The sequence below is a fragment of the Paenibacillus xylanexedens genome, from assembly GCF_001908275.1.
Lineage (GTDB): Bacteria > Bacillota > Bacilli > Paenibacillales > Paenibacillaceae > Paenibacillus > Paenibacillus xylanexedens_A.
On sequence record NZ_CP018620.1, the window covers coordinates 5,254,916 to 5,275,934 of the forward strand.

Sequence of the window (21,019 nt, forward strand, 5' to 3'; positions counted from 1 at the left end):
TTAAAACTCGGCAAGTGTACGCATTGCTGCTTTGGCTTTGTCTTTGCTCAGCATGTAGAATTTCTCCAATGTTGGGCTAATTGGCATGGCCGGCACATCAGGTCCGCAGAGACGCTGAATCGGTGCATCCAGTTCAAATAGACATTCCTCACTAATAATTGCAGCAACTTCGGCACCTACACCACCCGTTTTGTTATCTTCGTGTACAATCAACACTTTGCCTGTCAGACGAGCGGAAGCAATAATCGCTTCACGATCCAACGGTTGCAATGTGCGCAGATCCAGGACGTGTGCTGTAATGCCTTCTTCACGCTCCAGCTCCTCAGCCGCCTGCATTACAAAATGTAGCGGCTGACTGTAACCGATCACCGTAATATCCGCACCCTCACGAAGTACGTTGGCTTTACCAATCGGAACGATGTAATCATCTTCAGGCACATCTTCCTTGATAAGCTTGTAGCATTTTTTATTTTCAAAAAAGAGTACCGGGTCCGGGTCGCGAATAGCGGCCTTGAGCAGTCCCTTGGCATCGTATGCCGAGTAGGGTGCTATAATTTTCAGACCAGGTGTACCAAAGAAAATCGATTCCGGACATTGGGAGTGATACAAACCACCGAAGATTCCGCCACCAATCGGCGCACGGATAACAATCGGACAACTCCAGTCATTGTTGGAACGATAGCGGATCTTCGCCGCTTCACTAATGATCTGGTTGGTTGCCGGCAACATGAAGTCCGAATATTGCATTTCGGCAATTGGCTTCATGCCATACATCGCTGCACCAATGGCAACACCTGCAATAGCGGATTCAGATAAAGGTGTGTCCATCACTCGCATTTCGCCAAACTGATCTTGCAGCCCTTTAGTTGTGGTAAACACACCACCTTTGAGACCTACGTCTTCACCAAGGATAAAAACATTTTCATCCCGTTCCATCTCTTCTTTCATCGCGAGACGGATTGCATCAATATATTCCATCACTGCCATATTTACCGTCCCCCTTCTTCGCTGTCCGCATAAACGTGCGTCAGAGTGTCCTCAGGTTTAGGATATGGCGCGTTGTCTGCATATTCAGTTGCTTCTTTCATTTCCATCGCAAGCTGCGAAGCCAGATCCGCATCCCGGGCTTCGTCCCAGATGCCGCAATCGATCAAGTAGTTCTTCATGCGAGGAACGCCATCTTTCTTCCAGTTCTCCTCAACTTCCTCTTTGGTCCGATAAGCCAGATCATTATCGGAGGTGGAATGAGGTGACAACCGATACATCATCGCTTCAATCAGCGTCGGGCCTTCTCCGGCTATAGCACGGCGACGCGCTTCCTTCACTGCAGCGTATACTTCTAATGCATCGTTTCCATCTACACGCAGTCCAGGGAACCCGTATCCTTGTGCTCGATCGGATATTTTGCCGCTCAACTGTTTGTGAATCGGTACCGAAATTGCATATTGATTGTTCTCACACATAATAATGACAGGCAATTTATGCACACCTGCAAAGTTGGCTCCCTCGTGGAAGTCACCCTGATTGCTTGATCCTTCGCCAAACGTAACAAAAGAAACAAATTCTTGCTTCTTCATTTTGGCAGCCAGCGCAAATCCAACAGCGTGCGGAACCTGTGTTGTAACCGGGCTGGAACCCGTCACAATCCGCAGCTTTTTGTGACCGAAGTGACCCGGCATTTGCCGACCGCCACTATTCGGATCTTCTGCCTTCGCAAAAGCAGACAACATCAACTCACGCGGAGTCATGCCTACCGCCAGTACAAAGCCGTAATCGCGGTAATAAGGTAAATAATAATCGTGATCCCGATCCAGACCAAAAGCAGCGCCTACTTGCGCAGCTTCCTGTCCTACACCGGATACGTGAAAGTTAATTTTGCCAGCCCGTTGCAAGAGCAAGCAACGCTCGTCAAACTTGCGCGCGAGCAGCATGTATTTGTACATATCCAATACTTCACCATCGCTAAGTCCCAGCTGTTGATGCCGGTGGACCGCGTCTGCAGTACCTTGTGAACTCATATGAGGTACCTCCTTTTAATCAGAGCCTGTGCCACTCTTACTACCCGATCTTATAACCTGGTACTAAGACTTGGCTTAACCTTATTATAATCCCTTTTACCCAAAAAAGGAAAGGACCTTTCTCATAAGCTTGTTTGGCTTACATTCCAATGGCCTTTCCATCGACCGCCAACATGGCTTCACCCATAATTTCCGATAGAGAAGGGTGGGGATGAATGGTTTGTCCAACTTCCCAAGGTGTGGCATCCAGCATCTGAGCCAGAGAAGCCTCAGCGATCAATTCCGTCACATGGGTGCCAATCATATGTACCCCCAATATATCATTCGTCTTGGCATCTGCGATCACCTTCACGAATCCATCCCGACTTCCGTGAATAAGCGATTTGCCAATGGCCGAAAATGGGAACTTGCCTGTTTTGATGTCATAGCCACGTTCTTTGGCTTCTCGCTCGGTGAATCCGATGCTGGCTGCTTCCGGACGTGTATACACACAGCGCGGGATGCGATGGGATTCTGCGGCATGTACCGTTTCTCCTGCCAGATGATCGACAGCGAGAATGCCTTCATGACTTGCGGCATGTGCAAGCTGCAAACCGCCGATGCAGTCACCAATGGCGTAGATGTGACCTTCACCGGTCTGTAACTGTTTGTTCACAGCGATGAACCCACGCTCCAGTTTGATATCTGTATTTTCAAGTCCGATATTTTCGACATTAGCTTGACGTCCAACCGATACGAGCATTTTCTCCGCTCTCAGCGTTTCCTGCTTATCTTCACCAAGCTGCACATCAATCTGGATGCCCTCTTGATCTGTGCTATATGTTTCCGTTAGAACAGTGGCACCTGTCAGGAAACGAACACCTCGTTTGCCGAGCAATCGCTGCATTTCTCTGGCAACATCCTCATCCTCGGCAGGCAACACGTGAGCGGCTGCTTCTACTACTGTGATGTCTACGCCAAAGTCATTCAGCATGGATGCCCACTCCAGTCCAATCACACCCCCACCCACAATGATGAGTGATGCAGGAAGTTCATCCATACGCAGTGCTTCGTCACTACTCATAATAAACTTGCCGTCCGGTTCCAGGCCCGGCAACACACGTGGACGCGAACCAGTGGCAATAATGAGATTGGTTGGAACTACCGTATCCATCTCTCCATCTTCAAACTCCACAGCGACTGCTCCGCTCTGCGGTGAGAAGATGGATGGTCCGATGACGCGACCTTTCGCGTGTACAACCTGGATTTTATTTTTTTTCATCAAATACTGAACGCCCTGATGGAGCTGTTCGACAATTGCATCCTTGCGCGCCTGTACTTTGGGAAATACAAGTGTAGCTCCAGCTGTCTCGATACCATACGTCTCGCTCTCCTGGATCTCGGCGTATACTTCCGCACTTTTCAGCAAAGCCTTACTCGGAATACAACCACGATGCAGACAGGTACCGCCAAGCTTGTCCTTCTCAATGATAACGACCTGTTTTCCCAGCTGTGCAGCCCGGATCGCGGCTACATATCCACCGGTTCCTCCTCCAAGAATTGCAACATCACATGTAATTGGCATCTCTCATGCTCTCCTCTATGAATCAAATTTCAATATAATTTATGATGGCTTAAATCATGGTTTGGCTTATACCCTCTATATGCCATTGTACTCTCCTTGAGCGGTCAACTCAAAGTTTGAACCAATCACACATGGACAGCCTATGCATTCCAAGCTATGATGGAATCAGGTATGATCTGTAAGCTTAACCTTTATTTAATGTCGACTTTGGCAGAAAGGGTATAATGCTCATGAATACAAGATTGGTCTTTGCGCGATTTTTGGCAATTGTTGTTCTGGTCATCCCCGGGTTAATGGCAATGAAGGGTTTTCTGATGATGAAAGATGCCCTGTTCCTATATTATGCCGAGCACGGGAACGAACTGATTTCACCAGGATTCCAGTGGCTTTCCTTTGGTGGTGGACTTGTCCTTTTTGCCGCAGGTATGAGTTTTCTGGGAGGCTGGATCCTGTTCCGTGACCGCAAGCGTAATTATGTAGGTCCCCGTTTCCGGTCCAAAAGTGTACCCGAAAAAGCAGAGACGCCCGGAAGGACTCCATGAGTCCGGGCTTTTTGTGTGTTTATACAACACACCGCCTACTTTACATAGACAGGATGGATCATCATGGTATCATTTCTAATCACGTTACAACGATTGCTCAAAGGCATTTTCCATGCGTTCAAAGACCCTAAGTTTCTGGCTCTGTTCGCGTTAACGGCAGCAACGTTGCTATCAGGCACTTTATTTTACACTCGTGTTGAAGGTCTACACTGGATCGATGCGTTATACTTCTGTGCGGTTACCCTGACTACGGTGGGACATCCTGATTTTGTGCCATCCACCGGATTCAGCAAAGCCTTTACCGTGATCTACATGTTTGCAGGTATTGGTCTCACCTTTGCCATGATTGCCAGAATTACAGCAGGTATTCTATTCCCTCGCAAATTAAAGACAGAAGAGGACCCGGAGTAATCTCCGGGTCATTCGTATAAGGCATCCCGCAGTTTGGTAGACATACGTGATTCTTTGGAAGAAGACTTCAAGATCGTTCTACGCAACGTCAGGTTACTTGCCTGCAGTCGCTCCGCTTCTGCGAACAGTTCTGCAAATAACGCCTGCGGCGCTTCATCTAGAGACCCCTGCTCTTTCAAGCTTTCATATCGCTTTTGAAGTGATGTTAATGCTTCACTCATACTAAACACCTCTTTTCACAACTCCTGTTAATTAGCTACCGTAACCAATACATTAACAATCCATATAGTAACACAAAGCTGCGCAGATTAGTTCTGGCTCTTTCCAAAGATTTTGTGGTACTCTGTAATGGTCGCTTTTTTTGTTGAATCCCGTATGTGAGAGGAGTAGCAGCACCGTGCAAACAGGACGTATTACCGTAATTACTGGACCCATGTTCAGTGAAAAATCCGGTGAACTCATTCGCCGTTGTCAGAAATTAATACAATTTGGCCGTAAAAAGGTTGTGGCCTACAAACCAGCCGAGGATAATCGGTTTGCCCAGGACGAGATCGTGAGCCGAATTGGTTATCGACTCCCTGCCCATTCCATTCCCCGGCAATTAACCCCGGAATCCGTAGAAATGATCTTGAACCAAACCATAGATGCTGATGTTGTTGCATTTGATGAAGTACAATTTTTCAGCAGTGCCATTATGGAACTTGTCTCGGAGTTAGCGTATTGTGGCAAACATGTCATTGTGGACGGACTTAATATGGATTACCGTGGTAAGGAATTCGGATATGTCGGTGGTTTGCTTGCCATGGCAGACGACATTGAGAAACTCTCGGCTTTCTGTGCGGTATGTGGCAGCCCAGATGCAGCCTTTACACAACGTATCGTCAATGGGGAGCCCGTTACCTTGGGTCCGGTTGTCATGATTGGCGATTCAGAAGCTTACGAGCCACGTTGTCGTTGCTGCTTCATTCCTCCTCACAAAGTTGAATGCTCATCATAATTTCTAAAAGATTTTTGATATCTTCCAAAAAGGCCCTTTGGGGCTTTTTTTGTTATAGAGCAAACATTCGCACAAAAAAGCACCGCTTCGCAGCGATGCTTTCAGAGTCACTTCCCGCTAGTCACGGGAAACAAAATATTTGTTGGTCATGTAGTAAGCGTCACCACGCGACGTTTCCACCATTCCTTTTTTGGCATCCAAAAATACAATCTCTTTACACTTTGTACAGTACCATTTTGTGCGCTTGTATGGGGATTCCGTCACATAAGCCGTGCCACATTTACAATCAATCTTCATTAATAACTCGGTTGATTTATAAGCACTGGACAAGCGTTCCAGGTTATCCTGCTGCTGTGTAGGCATAATGGTCTGCTGATAATCCGATAAATGATTTTGAACCTTGAAGTCTGCTACCAATCCTGCATTCAATCCAAAAAACTCCTTGCCGATTTCGGTCACGAAGCGCTTCTCATTTCTGTAGCAATCCAGCCACTCAATAATCTGCTTATTAGACAGTGGAACCGTACCCTTGATACCGCTGTTTAAGGTGTAGGTCATGATGTATAAAGTATCGTCTTGTCTACCTGAGTACATTAGAATCCTCCTTCGAATACATTTGCTAATGTACTACAAAAACGCGCATAAATCAAAAAAATCTTATTTCCTGAGCGCATCTCTTCTTATTAAATGGGAAACATTCCACGTTCATCCGCCAAAGACTTACAAGAACTGCATACACCTGAAACATTTCCCTGTGGCGCCGCATAATGCACGACCGATTTAACGTTTTTCTTGCATATGGAACAGTAGTGCCTCCTTTCCTTTTTTGGGATATAGTCCGATAGCTTAACCACGTTTTTGTTCGGTCGGAATCGTTGTAAGAAACCCGGCCATTTCATCTCGCTTCACTCTTTCTTGTTCGTCTACTTCGTAGTCATTTTTTTACTCTGGGCTAAAAATCATCTCGTCTTTTTTTATGTATACGATTCCAAGTTGTGCGTGCCTATCTCATAATCTATTCGACGTTTTGGGCGTTTTTCCTGTTTTTAATCTCTACACATATAAAAAAAACCGACAGAACCTGCTCTCCTTTTTTTCGGAAGAACAGTATTTTAGTCGGTTCCATCCTTATTTATAAAAAGTTCCCAGAACGTCCAGCTCTGATGAGCGCTCAATTCGAAATGGATAGATATACCCCTGATTCATTCGGGTAAATTTGCGGCTCCACAGATCCAGTCCCGATGTGAACTGATAAGCCTGATATATAAACTTGGAGCAATAATTGCGCTCAATACTGCGCAGATTGGTCTGCAAACGGTAGAATTTTACCTGCTTGTAATGGTCATGTACCCACCCGGCTGCTTTCATGCCTGCCTCATTCAGTCTGGAACGGAATATAATAAAGCGATCTCCTTCATAAAAACGCGTGAGATACCAGTCTAATGAATCAGCAAATACAGGCCCATAAGGATGCACATGATACACTTTTCCGTCTAGACCGATAATGCCCATATGCCCGGCGTAATAGGTTGATTCTGAGCTTGGCGTGTACACAATATCCCCTGGCTCTAGCTTCATCTCGCCCAACACGTTAATAGGCAAGTCCTGATGCAGCCGTTTGGCTGCTGAGCGTTCACGCCGACCTTCAACCAACAAGCGATGAAGCGCGCCAGCAAGTGCGAGATACATTTCAGACCATTTGATCTTTTTTTTATCAGGTCGTTTGAACCACCGCTGGATGAAGGTGAAACCTCGTTGTGGCTGTGATCCCTTTTTCATACGCTGCACTCCACTCTGATCTAGTTATTATTTCTTGATGTTATTCTACAGTTTCTCAGGCTTATTATAGACATTTGGTAGTGTATATTCAATTCGATAGCCGTTGTGTCTGGTGAAATTATGCCTTCTTATTAACCATTTTATGCAAAAAAAGATGACTTCGGGATTAAATTAACCCGAAGTCATCTTAACGTATCCAAATGCAAACCTTTATTCTTCTACAACACCAAGTGCTTTATTTTTCTCCTTGAAGCGGCTGTTATGGGAAGAAACATAAGCCACTTTCTCCGCTTCAGGGTCCATGTAAAGCTTCGCACTGTTTACCGCTAGGGCTGCATCAGTGAAAGTACCAGCAATCAAATACAGTTTGCTACCATAATCTACAAAATCACCTGCGGCAAAAACACCAGGAATATTGGTTTGTAATCTCTCCGTTGTAGTGACATGCCATTCGCCAAGATCAAGTCCCCAATCCCGGATTGGACCAAAGTCACTCTTCATGCCATGGTTTACAATGACAGCATCGACTTCAAGCATTTCAGTTTCACCTGTGTCCACGTGTGAGATGGTCACCTGTTCAATCACATCACCACTCATACTATGCAGTGTCTCTACCGCATAAGGTGTACGGACATCTACAGAGGATTCTCTCATACGCAGTACATTACGCTCCAGCCCGCCAAAGCGGTCACGACGATGCACAACCGTAACTTGCTCTGCCAGAGCTTCCAGTTCATTCGCCCAGTCCACAGCAGAGTCGCCTCCACCCGAGATCAACACGCGTTTACCACGGAATGGCTCCAGCTCTTGCACGGTATAGTGCAGATTGCTAACCTCGTAACGGTCTGCACCTTCAAGCTCCAGCTTGGCCATTTTATATATACCATATCCGATTGCCATAATGACGGTACGTGTCCAGTGTTGCTCACCTGTTGCAGAAGTTAGCAGAATTGTGCCATCAGGTTGACGCTTGAATCCTTCGATCTGTTGTTCAAATACGAGGGTTGGCTCAAAAGTCCTTGCCTGTTCTTCCAATTGTTTGATCAGATCTTCACACAGAATTGGCGTCACACCCCCGACATCCCAGATCATTTTCTCCGGATAAAAGAGCATGCGACCGCCCAATCTGTCACGTGCCTCAATCAACTTGGTCTTCATATCCCGCATGCCGCTATAAAAGGCAGAGTACATGCCCGCAGGGCCACCGCCGATAATGGTTACATCATAAAGTTCCAACTGCTGATTCATATTAAAAATACCTCCGTTAATTCGATCCAGAACATCGAGTATTTGATATCGATTCTCATTATCACTTAAATTCTAGTGTAATGGTAATCTTATCAAAATACAATGGCTAAAAAACAAACATTTCTTGTACAAAAATTTTATGAACAACTCCGCTCTTAACTATTGCGCTCTTGGAGCCGCCAACAGCTTTTCGACAACAAAATCAATTTGTTTGTTGACTGAATAGATATCTGAATAGTAGAAGAAATCAAAATCAATCTCAATTAGGCGACCTTCTTTAACAGCCGGTATGCTACTCCATATTGGATCATCCGTCAAGTTATCTGCCCCTTCATACACCGAACGAAACACATAGTCCCCGATATATTCAGGCAGCACTTCCATGGATAAATTAGAGCCTCCCGCTTCCGAAACTACATCAATTTTCTTTTGTACCACTTCAGGTGCTTTCATCCCCAAATATTCATATAATGCCTGAGATCCTCGGCCATATTGTTTGCTCTCTACAACGACCATACCTTTCAAACCGCCCTCCACAATGGAAACCGTTTTGTCCAATATGCCTGCATCTGCTAGTTTTTGCTTACTCTCTTCGACTTTGCTATTGAGATTATTGATTAATGTCTCAGCTTCCTGTTCTTTGCCAAAAATACTCGCTATACTCTGGAGTCTTTCTTCTGTTGTCATTTTCTCGTACGGAATATATACCGTAGGTGCAATATCCTTTAATAACGTATACGTCTCTTCTGAAGGAACAATGATCAGATCCGGATCAAGGTCAATGACAGCTTCAGGATTCGGTTCGAACCAAGTCCCTAGTGAATTTACACCTTCAAGCTCACTCTTGTAGGCAGCCCCGTTGAATACTTCAGATGTAGCAATTGGCTTAATTCCAAGCGCAACGACGTCTCCCTGGAGATATAGTACAACAACCCGTTTAGGATTTGCTGGAACAACTACGTCACCCTTAACCGTTGAGACCGTGCGTGTTTCATTGTCTTTGTTCGTCTGGCTTCCTGTGTCTGATGATACTGCCGTACTGCTGTTATTGGAACTGGCACCCGTTCCTTCGCCAGCTGCTGGTGTTGTAGCTGTACCTGAAGAGCAGGCTGTGAGGAGCATCGTTATGCTCAATAATGCAACCATAATCATACTGGAACTTGTTTTCTTTCTTTTCATTGGTGTAGACCCTCCGTCTATATATTGATAATGATTCTCATAATCAATATATCCCGACTTCCATCTTCGGCCAATGGACGATTCAGAGATTACCAATGGACGATCCTCTGTTCTCGCTTCTTCTCTCATCTTTCGTTGATACTGAATCGGAGAGATCCCCACATGTTTTTTGAAGATACGACTAAAATAATACACATCCGAATAACCCACTTCTGCTGCAATTTCACTCAGCGTTGCATCAGATCGTACAAGCAGATTCCGAGCCTTGGCGATTCGAGTCTGAATTAAATAATCAATGGGACTGTAACCCGTCTGTCGTTTGAATTGCATGGATAAATGTCGGGAGCTGTAGTTGAACTGTTCAGCCAGGAAATCAAGCGTGACCTGTTCCCTATAATGGTTCTGGATATAACGAAGTGTTTGTTTCACCGGGTCAGCAAGCTCTGTTTTGATCTCCTGCTCTGCCAATTGAACCATCATTTCATGAATGAACTGGTAAAATAAACTTTTTGTATGAAGCAGATCCAGACTGCCAGATTGAATCCATGAATCCTCTAGCTCATCAAGGTAACGTAACAAGCCCAGCGGGCTACTCGGTGCAAATCCATATTGCAAAGAGAACGGTGCAACTTCCGGCTGTGCCAATAACCACTTTTTACGATAACTAGGAAAGGCAAGGAATGCTCTGTAATAGAGCAGAATATATTCGAAATCTTCGTTGGTTTGGATATCCAGTGAAGATCCTTTGGCCCCATGAAGCATGTAGAACCGCTCTGCCTTGTATGTTTGTCCATCCAACTGAAGCACAGCCGATCCTCGAATCGTATATATAAAACCATTTGCCGGAAGTGTATAGGCATCCAGTTGTGCTCCTGCCTCCATAACGATCCGGCGTATATCCAGAACCTTAACAGCGGCATGATTCCAGCATTTCATCTGTTCGTCTAATTGCATCGAATACTCTCCAATCCCAGCACACCCGTAACAAAGACCTTACAAGGTCATCATTCTGCCACACATCCGATAACATATGCGTAGCAGAGGTTCACTAATATACCTTTATTATAAATGATAATAATTTTCATTATCAACTGAAATTTAGAGTGGAATTGGATTTCATCTCATCCATCACTTGTTAGACTTATTTTGGTTCAGAGATCTTCGTAAACCACGCAGCCAATTCCTCTGTTTGATCCAATGTTGCAATCGGGTCAAAGTACCATGAACGATCCGGGCTCCAGATAAACACACGATCATTTTTGACCGCATCCAGTGAACTCCAGACCGGTTTCGATTTCAACTCTTCCAAGGTCAGATTGTCCGCTGTTAGAATGATGTAGTCTCCGGCAAACTCAGGAATCGCTTCCGATGAAACTTCAACCAGTTGATCCTTCATTAAAGTCTCTTTTTTATCTGCAGGAGGATTCAAACCAAGCGCGCTGTAGACTGCCTGACCTCCTCGACCAAAATTATCACCAAAGGCCAACGGTGCTTTATCATAAAACTGCATGACCGACACCTCTGCCTGCGGATCAATCGCCTCACCAACACGCTTCTTGGCATCTGCAATTCTTGCGTCATAATCGGTTAACCATGCCTCAGATTCTTTTTCTTTATTTAGCACTTCACCGAAATAGGCAATTTCTTCGTGGGTGTTTTTCAGTTCGCCATAAGGTACAACCAAGGTAGGTGCAATTTTGCTAAAGGAATCAAATAAATCAGGATTACCTGTCACAATGAGATCCGGTTCAAGTTCCAACACCTTTTCGAGAGAAATGGTTTCATATTCACCAATATTCTGCACGCCCTCAAGTGATTTGATAAAATAAGGATTTTTCAGGTTCATCTCGGGTGTACCCACAGGTTTAATCCCCAGGGCGATCAGACTTCCCAGATACAAGTCAACCACAATCCGTTTAGGTTCAGCCGGGATTGTAATATCTCCCTTAACCGTTGAGACTGTGCGGGGTACCGATGATTTGCTTTGATTCTCCGCTGTTACTGTCTTCGTGGAACTTGACGTACTATTGCTTCCGGATGCATCCCCGCTCGAATTACTGGCAACACCTGTTGAGCAGGCACTTAGCAGTAACGTAAGACTTAGTAGAATACTAAGCAACATTCCCGTTCTTGTCTGTCTGTTCATATTTATTGACCCTCCATGCTTATATTGATAATGATTATCACCATCAGTATAAACATACCTTCCACTTCCACCTCTGAAAATGTCATTTCGCGCCACACCTGATGTCAGATCAGGCCATTTTAGAGGTGCTGAGGTCTTTTCTTTAAATTGCAGAGGAGAAAGACCTGTATGTTTCTTGAACATACGCCCCAAATAATATCCATCCGGATAACCGATTCCTACAGCGATCTCATCCAACGTGGCATCCGTTTGCAGCAACATCTCTTTGGCTTTGAACAAACGAAACTGAATCAGATAATCGATGGGACTGGTTCCAGTCGACTGCTTGAACTTGCGTGACAAACTTCTTGGGCTGGTGCCGATCATTTCTGCCAAAACATGAAGTGTAAGTGGCTGGGTGTACGAAGACTCTACAATTTCAATGACTTTGCTGACCTGATCCATAATACTTGGATAACGATTGGATATACGAGGAATCTGTGATGAGATCTGCTCCACAAATGCATAGAACAAACTCTTGGCCTGAAAGTGCTGAATAGGGTTCTTTTGATCCCAAAAAAAGTGCATCTTTTTCAATTGCTCATATAGAATGGTTGGCATATCGGGGGTAAAGCCATAGTTCATTTGGAACGGATTGATACGCTCCATTAACCTTCCCAGATCGTTTCTCCCTCCACTAGGCAGGTTTGCTTTGTACATCAAGTAATATAGGCGCAATCCGGATTCGCCTGCTTGAATCACCAACTTACTCCCTTTTCCCCCATGGAGAATATAAAAGCGACTCACTTCATACGTTTGGTTGTCAATGGTCACTCCGGCATCACCCTGAATGGTGAGTACAAAGGTACTCGTCGGAAATTTGTATTTCATCTCTTCATACGCCTCTAATTCCATGTAACGGATATCTGTTATACTCACCGCAGCATAGTTCCAGAGGATATAATAATCATTCCACATTTTGCTACCCATCTCCGTCTACATAAATTGTGTCTGTACTTTACTCACTTATTGATAACCATTATCAATTATTATGATGAAGTACGCAATACAACCGATGTATAAGCATCCATTCAGACAAAAAAAGAGCTATTCAAATCCTTCTCTTAACATCCGATATATGTAAATAGAACCATGATAAAGCGGAGAAGGAGAACAGAGGATATGAATTCAATCTCATCTGCAACCAAAAGCAGTTTCACTCCCGGGAATCAAGTCTCCAATCGGGATAAAGAAATTCAGGGACTTATGAAACAAAAGGCTCGACTTAATGAGGATCTACAGGCGGTTAAAACCAATGATCAACTTGATAGCAAAATAAAAGCCGAACGAGTTAAATCTTTAACTAGTTTCATTCAACAAGTTGATAACCAAATTTCCCAAATTCAATCAGAAGAACTTCAAGAGAAAAATAAAACAAATCAGTCTGAGAAACCTAAGCAGCAAGAAGAACCTTCTCAATCTAGTGAAGGGTCCTTAGATCCATCCATGAATCATATTGTTAAACATAGCCAGACATATGATCAGTTGGGTAAATTAGTAGGCTTACGTGATCGAATGCATGGTTCCATTAAAACTCTTGAGGGAGAGACCAGATTCGATCGGATCGTTCTGGATAATGACACGGGTAATGATATGGGAAAATCAATGATGCTAGAAAACGCAGAGCAAACTGTTTTTAAAATGAAGCGTGAAATGGTTCAGGATATCAACTCTCAGCTGAGCAAGACGGATCAGAAAATTGGAGATCTGATAAAAGAAATCCATCAACCTGCGTCAAAAGATTCACTTAAGTCGCCTCCGTATAAAACCTCAACGAACAAAGAAGATCAGGAAGTAAATGAAAGAAAGAAAACGGGAAGTAAGGAGCATCCATCAGATGGCGGAACCACAGATCAGAAATCAGGAAATGGTCTGCAAACTCCGGCTTCTGCATCTCCTGCTACTTCATATCCATCCGTCGATATTCGAATCTGAGCACGCTCTGATTACACTAACTTATATGTATACATATTGGGGTTGAAGTGTTTTCTATTCGGCACACAGCCTTCGACCCTCACGCATCAAATGATAGAAAAACCACTATGACAGGTGACTAATACCTGATACGTAGTGGTTTTTCAGCATTTTAACGTTTGGGTATTAAGGCGAAGCCTAGGATTACAAAGAAGCTTTCTTGTAAAAAGCTTTTAGATCACTTCCTTAGGTTCCTTGTGTCCTCTACATTCTCATATAAATGTATATTTCAACTTAGATAGTATGATTATTTCTTATGTCTAGCACGGAGTACTGGCGGTATCATTGGCACAGATGATACTTCCAGCAATCGCTTTACAACCTTTTTTGATGCGTGTGGCCTCATCAATAATCTGATCAATGTTTTCATATTTTTGCTTGCTGTTGGTTACAACGGCGATAGATACCGACACGAGAGGAATGGGTCGATTCAGCCCGGAACGCCCTTCTCCCAGAACATATTGATTATGCCAATCATGTTCGTTGTAAAACGTTTTTTCCTTTCCTCAAAACCTGAGATGACTTCCTCACTAATATGTTTGTAATGATGGTGATTCAGGATTGTAATAAAATCATCACCACCGATATGTCCAAGAAAAGCTTCAGGCGGAACAAATAGCTTACGAAGCAAGTTAGCTGTCGCCTGAATAAGCTGATCCCCCATTTTGAAGCCATAGCTATCATTGTAAGATTTGAACTGATCGAGATCAACGTACAGTACGCTAAAATGGTCCATCTGAAGAGCCTGAGACAGCCTTTCATCTATGATATGATTACCTGGAAGACCAGTCAGCGGGTTCATAAAAATCGCCATTTCAGCCCGTACATCAGCAACAGCAAGTAGCAAACGCCGAATACTCACAGCTCCAAAGAAACTTTCCCCTGACGTGACCAACACAAGATCATATATTTCCCCTTCATCTCGGTCCATGGCTAGAACACTGACATCTGTAATCTGTTCCGAATAATCCACGACCAGTGCCTGCGTGTTCATTACCAGTTCTACAGGACGTCCCATGTACAGATTATAGCCATACTGGGTGCCAATCTGCTGAAAGAATCGGGGCCGCATCATTAATGACACACACTTCTCCCCCCATAACAGCTATACCTTCCAGACTAGGATTGGACTTGAACAGATGATAGACGATATCACATTTTGTATCAGATTGTACTACAGGAATTGGTTCAGCAATCTCGCCTATTTGCGTAAACATACTATTCTACCCCTCTGTTCGTAGCATCTAATCCGAACTTTTCAAATATATATGTAGGTCTTTGTCAATGGTCACATCGTACCACTTTCTACTTGAAAAAGCGTTAACTGAAGGTAAAAGTTTATGAAATATTTCCTTTTCTAAATTTTGCTATAGGGAGCTTATTTTAATGCTTGATCTCAAAATTCAGAAACAATGATGCAACACTAAATTTCATCATCATGTTCTGTGTTATTTCGTTATGCAAAAATACCGTCATTTACTGGATATCTTTAATCCAATAAATGACGGTATTCGTTGGCATTAATTCACAGAAGTTTATGGACCTGAAATGAACGAATTCAGATATAGGACGCCAAAAATCCATTAGACTAGAATCTAATCTGTATTCAAACTATACTTGCCAGCTCACTACTCCTGACCCTTTCAGCTTACCTTATGCTCAATTCTCAACTTGTCAGCAACCATCGCAATGAATTCCGAATTTGTTGGTTTTGACTTGCTGATATTGATCGTGTAACCAAACAAGTGGCTGATGCTGTCGATGTTGCCGCGTGTCCAAGCCACTTCAATGGCATGGCGGATGGCACGTTCGACGCGGGACGGCGTGGTTTTGAATTTTTCGGCAATCGCCGGATACAGTGTTTTGGTGATGGCTCCCAAAATTTCGATATTGTTATACACCATAGTAATCGCTTCGCGCAAATACTGATATCCTTTAATATGCGCAGGAACGCCGATTTCATGTATGATGGACGTAATATTTGCATCCAGATTTTTGTGTTTGCCCATTGGCACAACATTGGATTTCATGAACATGGATGATCCGCTGCTTGTGGACATCGCCGTCTGTGTTCCCACCAGTTGACGCACACGATTCGCAAGCACTTCCATGTCAAACGGCTTGAGAATATAATAAGAAGCTCCGAGTTGCACGGCACGCTGTGTGATATTCTCTTGTCCGAATGCCGTAAGCATAATGACTTTAGGCTGTGGAGACAGGTTCAGGTCGCGCAAGCGCTCAAGCACACCCAGACCGTCCAGATGAGGCATGATAATATCCAGAATCAATACATCCGGCACATCCCGAGTTTGCTCCAGCAATTGCAGTACTTCTTCTCCATTGTATGCAATACCGGTTACTTCCATATCTTCCTGCTCAGATATATATTCGGCAAGCAAATTCGTAAATTCACGATTATCATCGGCCAGCAATACCTCAATTTTTTGCAAAACGGTATCCTCCTTTAAATTAAACATCGTTTCGTACATTTCCTTACAGGTTAAATTTTCGACACAGCCAGTTGAATTCCTTCTGTCGAAAATTATTTTTCTTTATTTTTTTTTCTTGATCCTATATAATAAATAATTTATTTCATTATCCGATATATTATGTTTGCTTTCGACAAAAAAGAACCTCAGGGCTGTTTAGCCAGCCTTGAGGTTCTTATCGTTTTCCTTTTTCATCATAACGCCAGCATCTTGTAACATCCATTCAATGAAGCAACCGTAACCCGATTTTGGATCATTCACGAATACATGAGTAACTGCACCGATCAACTTACCATTCTGTACAATGGGGCTACCACTCATCCCTTGAACGATACCTCCGGTCTTATCCAGCAGTTTCGGGTCCGTGATTCGAAGCACCAGACCTTTTGTTGCTGGTTCGGTTTGATCTGCCACATGAACAATGTCAATGGAGAAGCGTTCAACTTGTTGACCGTCAACCACGGTAAGTATTTCGGCCGGTCCTTCCTTTACTTCATGAGAAAAAGCGACGGGAATGCCTTTCGAATACAAACTGTGCTCAGGATTTCCGGACATTTTACCAAAGATACCAAAAGCCGTATTACGTTCAATATTGCCCAAAATTTTGCTTTCCTTGAGGAAATGAGCACGTTTTTCACCCGGATCACCGGTCTCGCTTTTAGAAATGGACGTCACATTGGATTGAACGATCTGACCACTACCTACAACAATAGATGTTTGTGTGTTCATATCTGTAATGACATGGCCCAGTGCGCCATATACGCCCTGATCGGGAGCATAGAAGGTAAGTGTGCCAACACCGGCTGCAGAATCACGAATGTACAATCCAAGCCTCCACGCTTGATCCTCGGAGTCATACGCCGGAGTTAATCGTGTCTTCACCGTTTCCTTGCCACGTTTTAACACAACATCAATACCTTTTTTGCTTTTCCCTGCAAGTTCAACGGCTTCAGAGACACCTGCTACGCCATCCAGACGTTTGCCATCCATATGCGTAATCAGATCTCCGAGCTTAATGCCCGCTGTTTCTCCGGGCGATACACGCTCATCCTGACCGGAACGTACCAGATGATGTCCAACAACCAGAATGCCTGCCGATTTAACCTTGACGCCAATGGTTTGTCCCCCGGGTACAACACGCAAATCCGGTATCACATTCACATGGACTGTTTTGACCGGAATTTTACCCCACAACTTCAACGTTAATTTGGCATGTCCCGTCTGTTGAGGGTGAAGATGCAAAGGTTGTTGCCTGGTAACATGCATCGCTGCTTGATCATCCAAACCAACGATATCTGGTCGATCTACAACGGCGCTTGAAACAGCAGGTACAGCGAGCCGGACATCCGCTTGCCTGCCAGCAAACACCTGCAATTCATCCGGCAGTGAAGCATAACTTTGCACAGGCTGAATGGCCTGGCTAATCACACAAAGAAAGAAGGCAAATAAAAGACCTAGCAATTTCTTCCTGAGGGGGGAATTCAATGGCTGTCACACTCCCTTTGCTTCTTTCGCTTGACGAAAGGTGGTCGCCAATTGCGTACCTATAAGATAACCTCGCCCCCAGGCTTTTATTACTGTCAATCATTACGCCAGCCGTCCGTTTCACCCTTTTTTGGCTTCCGCCAAATTCAGCATTTCCTGTGCGTGATGCAGCGTTTTTTCTGTAATTTCCACGCCGCCCAGCATACGTGCCAATTCCTTCACTCTGCCTTCGTCTGACAGCGATTCCACCTGCGTCATCGTCCGTCCATCGTAGACATGTTTCTCAATGAGATACTGATGATCTGCCATACAAGCCACTTGTGGTAAGTGAGTTATTGAGAAAACCTGACAAGTCGAAGACAAGCGGAACAGTTTTTCCGCAATGGATTGAGCTGCTCTACCACTAACTCCGGTATCAACTTCATCAAAAATCAACACAGGTATCCGGTCATGTCGCGCAAAGATACTCTTCATCGCCAGCATCATTCTCGACAACTCACCACCTGAAGCAATCTTGCCAAGTGGTCGTAATGGCTCACCCGGGTTAGGTGAGATCAGGAATTCCGCGTTGTCCGCACCATGACGATTCAGACGAATACGGCGCCCATTCCATTCAATGCCCTTCGGATCTTCGAAAGGAGTAATCTGAACACGCAGTGTAGTCCGCTCCATTTGCAGATCCTTGAGCTCGCTTTCCACCTGTGCAGCTAGTTCCTCGGCGCATTGTTTGCGAACCTTGCTGAGCTCTTCAGCAGACTCCATCACAAGGTTAAGCATTTTGTCACGTTCAGCTCGCAATTTCTCCAGCCGTTCGTCCTTGTTCTCCAGTTGATCTGTTTCATGGCTAATTTGATCATAATAACTCAGAATAAGTTCAACACTGTCCCCGTATTTCCGTCTGAGGCCAGAAATCAGATTCAGCCTTTGCTCCACTTCTTCCAGCCTTGCCGGATTAAATTCAATCTTCTCCCGGTAATCCCTTAACTGAAATGTCGCATCTTCCAATTGATAAAATGCAGATTGCAGCTGTTCTACGATTGGTTGCAGTCCTTTGTTATCATATCCAGAAATATCTTCAATTCTTGAAAGAGCAATGCTCACAGCTTCAAGTCCGCGTTGACCACTGAGGAGATCATATGCACCAGCAACACTGTCCATCATTTTCTCACTATGGGATAGTTTGACCCGTTCTTCCCCGAGTAATTCATCCTCGCCTTGTGTAAGGCTTGCTGCTGCGATCTCCTCAAGCTGAAAGCGATACATGTCCAAGAGTTGATATGCCCGCTGACTGGACTCCTGAAGCGCACGCAGTTCTTTTTCCGCCGTGATAAACTTGCTGTAGCGCTCCTGGTACTTCGCTTTGATCGGTCCGATGACTTCCGAGCCATAAGTATCGAGAAGCCCCAGATGGCTCTCAGCGCGCAGCAAACTCTGATGTTCATGTTGTCCATGAATATTGATCAGCTTCTCGCCTACTTCCCGCAGCATGGTCAGATTGACCAATTGCCCATTAATGCGGGACGTACTCTTCCCCTGAGTATTCAACTCACGTCGAATAACCAAATGCTCTTCAGGCTCACAATGAATACCCAATTTCTCTAATGTCTTCCATACCGGATGACTCTGCTCCATCTCGAACAAGGCTTCCATCTCTGCCTTCTCACATCCGTACCGGATCAGATCAGCTGAACTGCGTCCACCAGCAATTAAGCCAAGTGCATCTATAATAATCGACTTACCTGCACCCGTTTCCCCTGAAAGTACATGGAATCCCGGATGGAATACAACGTCCACTTCTTCCACCACAGCCAGATTACGAATCGATAACGTAACTAACATCTGCAAAAACACCTCCGGATGACTAACTCAGATATTATGTTTTTGAACCATTGATTCAAGAGGTTGTTCAAAAAGTCCGCTTTTGATTACGAAGGATGCCTGGTGGCATCATCAGCATCGAATATGGAATTCAGCCGAAATAAGTGGGATGCTTACGAAATATGTTTCCTTCGGAAACATTGCAGTTGCTCACGTAGTTTCCCTACGCTCCGCTACTCCATTTCTAGCTTCATCCCATCTTCTCGGTACTGAAAACCAACCTTTTTGAACACGCACTTTAAGCAATGTAACCCATGATCCGCTCAATAACGGTCACACTGTTACCTTCAGTCCGGCAGATAATCAGAATGGTGTCATCTCCACAGATCGTCCCCATAACTTCATTCCACTCAATATTATCAAGCAAAGCTGCAATGGAGTTGGCTGTTCCGGGCAAACATTTCATCACAACCAAATTGTTTGTGTGATCAATGTGCAAGAAGTTGTCAACGAGTGCACGCTTCAACTTTTGAATCGGATTATATCGTTGATCTGTTGGTAAAGAGTACTTGTATCTTCCGTCATCCATCGGAATCTTGATTAACAGAAGTTCCTTGATATCCCGGGATACCGTCGCCTGAGTTACCTGAAAACCTGATTTGCGCAGTGCTTCAACCAGATCATCCTGGGTCTCAATTTCATTTTGACTAATGATTTCACGAATCTTGATGTGCCTTTGTCCTTTCATACATGCCTCCAGTTAAATGTATTGCAATAAAGCAGCATTTGTAATTCGCCGCAGACTTTGCCCTGCAATGTTCATCTTTTTATATTAGTCCAGATCATCCCCATCATACACATCTTCCTGATAGTCCATGAGCCTGATTAACTTTATATCGGAATCCTCCACGTCAACATACAGCAATCCTTCACAGCCAGGATATAACAACAGATAATTGAGGAAGCGATCCCTTAGCGCAGGGCCGGTCATTTCAATTGGCTGTCTGCGACGAGACGTTTTCACGAGGTATCTGAGATCCTCACGTTCTGCAACATAATCAATGAATAATCTGCTGTAATAAACGGATTCATTGGCCTCAAAAGCCAGAGGGACTTTCATTTTGCCACCGATGACTTCGTAACCCTGTGCTTCAAGCAAATCCAAGGCCGGCGAATCCTGAATCTTCACGTTCAGTTGCATTCCAGACAAGCTTACCGGCATCGGTCGGTTCACCCAATTACGCAAGCCAAAGAACAGCCACAAGATCAAACAGACAGCAAGTACACCTATAAAGATTGTGTCATATTGACCATCCATTATCGCTCACCT

General features: G+C 44.4%; 19 protein-coding genes. 4 read left to right on the forward strand and 15 right to left on the reverse strand.

Annotated features, from left to right (window positions below):
* From BS614_RS22940 to lpdA, 3 genes are all read right to left on the reverse strand, one after another.
* Positions 1-987: an alpha-ketoacid dehydrogenase subunit beta gene (locus tag BS614_RS22940; protein WP_017687621.1), complete on the reverse strand. Its 987-nt coding sequence runs from the start codon at positions 985-987 to the stop codon at positions 1-3.
* A 2-nt stretch (positions 988-989) separates the two neighbouring features.
* Entirely contained in the window at positions 990-2,018 is a 1,029-nt protein-coding gene (locus BS614_RS22945) for a thiamine pyrophosphate-dependent dehydrogenase E1 component subunit alpha (RefSeq protein WP_036607878.1), read from the reverse strand.
* 139 nt (positions 2,019-2,157) lie between these two features.
* Entirely contained in the window at positions 2,158-3,582 is a 1,425-nt protein-coding gene (lpdA, locus tag BS614_RS22950) for a dihydrolipoyl dehydrogenase (protein ID WP_074095683.1), read from the reverse strand.
* Between the two features lie 224 nt (positions 3,583-3,806).
* Between lpdA and BS614_RS22955 the strand changes: the two genes are divergently transcribed.
* Positions 3,807-4,124: a DUF2627 domain-containing protein gene (locus BS614_RS22955; protein ID WP_017687618.1), complete on the forward strand. Its 318-nt coding sequence runs from the start codon at positions 3,807-3,809 to the stop codon at positions 4,122-4,124.
* Between the two features lie 63 nt (positions 4,125-4,187).
* Positions 4,188-4,535 (forward strand): potassium channel family protein, encoded by a 348-nt coding sequence (locus tag BS614_RS22960; RefSeq protein ID WP_062835249.1) that lies wholly within the window; start codon positions 4,188-4,190, stop codon positions 4,533-4,535.
* Between the two features lie 8 nt (positions 4,536-4,543).
* Here the strand turns inward: BS614_RS22960 and BS614_RS22965 are convergent, their stop codons facing one another.
* The gene (locus BS614_RS22965) at positions 4,544-4,756 is read right to left on the reverse strand and encodes a hypothetical protein (protein WP_074095684.1); all 213 of its coding nucleotides are present in this window, start codon (positions 4,754-4,756) and stop codon (positions 4,544-4,546) included.
* 176 nt (positions 4,757-4,932) lie between these two features.
* On the opposite strand from BS614_RS22965, the gene BS614_RS22970 reads away from it, so the two are divergent.
* Positions 4,933-5,532: a thymidine kinase gene (locus BS614_RS22970; protein ID WP_017687615.1), complete on the forward strand. Its 600-nt coding sequence runs from the start codon at positions 4,933-4,935 to the stop codon at positions 5,530-5,532.
* Positions 5,533-5,649: 117 nt separating this feature from the next.
* Here the strand turns inward: BS614_RS22970 and BS614_RS22975 are convergent, their stop codons facing one another.
* From BS614_RS22975 to BS614_RS22995, 5 genes are all read right to left on the reverse strand, one after another.
* Positions 5,650-6,126: a hypothetical protein gene (locus tag BS614_RS22975; RefSeq protein WP_017687614.1), complete on the reverse strand. Its 477-nt coding sequence runs from the start codon at positions 6,124-6,126 to the stop codon at positions 5,650-5,652.
* Between the two features lie 534 nt (positions 6,127-6,660).
* On the reverse strand, positions 6,661-7,311 hold the full coding sequence (locus BS614_RS22980; RefSeq protein ID WP_074095685.1) for a hypothetical protein: 651 nt from the start codon (positions 7,309-7,311) through the stop codon (positions 6,661-6,663).
* Positions 7,312-7,521: 210 nt separating this feature from the next.
* On the reverse strand, positions 7,522-8,559 hold the full coding sequence (locus tag BS614_RS22985; protein WP_074095686.1) for an NAD(P)/FAD-dependent oxidoreductase: 1,038 nt from the start codon (positions 8,557-8,559) through the stop codon (positions 7,522-7,524).
* 159 nt (positions 8,560-8,718) lie between these two features.
* The gene (locus BS614_RS22990) at positions 8,719-10,692 is read right to left on the reverse strand and encodes an AraC family transcriptional regulator (protein ID WP_074095687.1); all 1,974 of its coding nucleotides are present in this window, start codon (positions 10,690-10,692) and stop codon (positions 8,719-8,721) included.
* Positions 10,693-10,879: 187 nt separating this feature from the next.
* Positions 10,880-12,841 (reverse strand): AraC family transcriptional regulator, encoded by a 1,962-nt coding sequence (locus tag BS614_RS22995; protein ID WP_167544414.1) that lies wholly within the window; start codon positions 12,839-12,841, stop codon positions 10,880-10,882.
* A 204-nt stretch (positions 12,842-13,045) separates the two neighbouring features.
* Between BS614_RS22995 and BS614_RS23000 the strand changes: the two genes are divergently transcribed.
* On the forward strand, positions 13,046-13,858 hold the full coding sequence (locus tag BS614_RS23000) for a FlxA-like family protein (RefSeq protein WP_074095689.1): 813 nt from the start codon (positions 13,046-13,048) through the stop codon (positions 13,856-13,858).
* Positions 13,859-14,327: 469 nt separating this feature from the next.
* Here BS614_RS23000 and BS614_RS23005 read toward each other — a convergent pair whose 3' ends face one another.
* From BS614_RS23005 to BS614_RS23030, 6 genes are all read right to left on the reverse strand, one after another.
* Positions 14,328-14,972, reverse strand: coding sequence for a diguanylate cyclase domain-containing protein (locus tag BS614_RS23005; RefSeq protein WP_244898357.1), 645 nt, complete (start codon positions 14,970-14,972; stop codon positions 14,328-14,330).
* A 568-nt stretch (positions 14,973-15,540) separates the two neighbouring features.
* Entirely contained in the window at positions 15,541-16,347 is an 807-nt protein-coding gene (spo0A, locus tag BS614_RS23010; RefSeq protein ID WP_017687607.1) for a sporulation transcription factor Spo0A, read from the reverse strand.
* 195 nt (positions 16,348-16,542) lie between these two features.
* Positions 16,543-17,871 carry a SpoIVB peptidase gene (gene spoIVB / locus BS614_RS23015; protein ID WP_036675010.1) on the reverse strand — a complete coding sequence of 443 codons (1,329 nt, stop codon included), beginning with the start codon at positions 17,869-17,871 and terminating at the stop codon, positions 16,543-16,545.
* A 120-nt stretch (positions 17,872-17,991) separates the two neighbouring features.
* Positions 17,992-19,710: a DNA repair protein RecN gene (recN, locus tag BS614_RS23020; protein WP_074095690.1), complete on the reverse strand. Its 1,719-nt coding sequence runs from the start codon at positions 19,708-19,710 to the stop codon at positions 17,992-17,994.
* A gap of 277 nt (positions 19,711-19,987) precedes the next feature.
* On the reverse strand, positions 19,988-20,437 hold the full coding sequence (gene ahrC, locus BS614_RS23025) for a transcriptional regulator AhrC/ArgR (protein WP_017687604.1): 450 nt from the start codon (positions 20,435-20,437) through the stop codon (positions 19,988-19,990).
* An 84-nt stretch (positions 20,438-20,521) separates the two neighbouring features.
* Positions 20,522-21,007: a hypothetical protein gene (locus BS614_RS23030; RefSeq protein ID WP_074095691.1), complete on the reverse strand. Its 486-nt coding sequence runs from the start codon at positions 21,005-21,007 to the stop codon at positions 20,522-20,524.
* Between the last annotated feature and the right edge of the window lie 12 nt (positions 21,008-21,019).

What these genes read in the sequence shown, in the direction of transcription:
- BS614_RS22945 (WP_036607878.1), bottom strand. Translation starts at nt 2,018, where the DNA reads ATGAGTTCACAAGGTACTGCAGACGCGGTCCACCGGCATCAACAGCTG.
- BS614_RS22960 (WP_062835249.1), top strand. Translation starts at nt 4,188, where the DNA reads ATGGTATCATTTCTAATCACGTTACAACGATTGCTCAAAGGCATTTTC.
- recN (WP_074095690.1), bottom strand. Translation starts at nt 19,710, where the DNA reads ATGTTAGTTACGTTATCGATTCGTAATCTGGCTGTGGTGGAAGAAGTG.
- ahrC (WP_017687604.1), bottom strand. Translation starts at nt 20,437, where the DNA reads ATGAAAGGACAAAGGCACATCAAGATTCGTGAAATCATTAGTCAAAAT.
- BS614_RS22965 (WP_074095684.1), bottom strand. Translation starts at nt 4,756, where the DNA reads ATGAGTGAAGCATTAACATCACTTCAAAAGCGATATGAAAGCTTGAAA.
- BS614_RS23030 (WP_074095691.1), bottom strand. Translation starts at nt 21,007, where the DNA reads ATGGATGGTCAATATGACACAATCTTTATAGGTGTACTTGCTGTCTGT.
- BS614_RS22975 (WP_017687614.1), bottom strand. Translation starts at nt 6,126, where the DNA reads ATGTACTCAGGTAGACAAGACGATACTTTATACATCATGACCTACACC.
- lpdA (WP_074095683.1), bottom strand. Translation starts at nt 3,582, where the DNA reads ATGCCAATTACATGTGATGTTGCAATTCTTGGAGGAGGAACCGGTGGA.
- BS614_RS22955 (WP_017687618.1), top strand. Translation starts at nt 3,807, where the DNA reads ATGCTCATGAATACAAGATTGGTCTTTGCGCGATTTTTGGCAATTGTT.
- BS614_RS22980 (WP_074095685.1), bottom strand. Translation starts at nt 7,311, where the DNA reads ATGAAAAAGGGATCACAGCCACAACGAGGTTTCACCTTCATCCAGCGG.
- BS614_RS23000 (WP_074095689.1), top strand. Translation starts at nt 13,046, where the DNA reads ATGAATTCAATCTCATCTGCAACCAAAAGCAGTTTCACTCCCGGGAAT.
- BS614_RS23005 (WP_244898357.1), bottom strand. Translation starts at nt 14,972, where the DNA reads ATGATGCGGCCCCGATTCTTTCAGCAGATTGGCACCCAGTATGGCTAT.
- BS614_RS22995 (WP_167544414.1), bottom strand. Translation starts at nt 12,841, where the DNA reads ATGTGGAATGATTATTATATCCTCTGGAACTATGCTGCGGTGAGTATA.
- BS614_RS22985 (WP_074095686.1), bottom strand. Translation starts at nt 8,559, where the DNA reads ATGAATCAGCAGTTGGAACTTTATGATGTAACCATTATCGGCGGTGGC.
- BS614_RS22990 (WP_074095687.1), bottom strand. Translation starts at nt 10,692, where the DNA reads ATGCAATTAGACGAACAGATGAAATGCTGGAATCATGCCGCTGTTAAG.
- BS614_RS22940 (WP_017687621.1), bottom strand. Translation starts at nt 987, where the DNA reads ATGGCAGTGATGGAATATATTGATGCAATCCGTCTCGCGATGAAAGAA.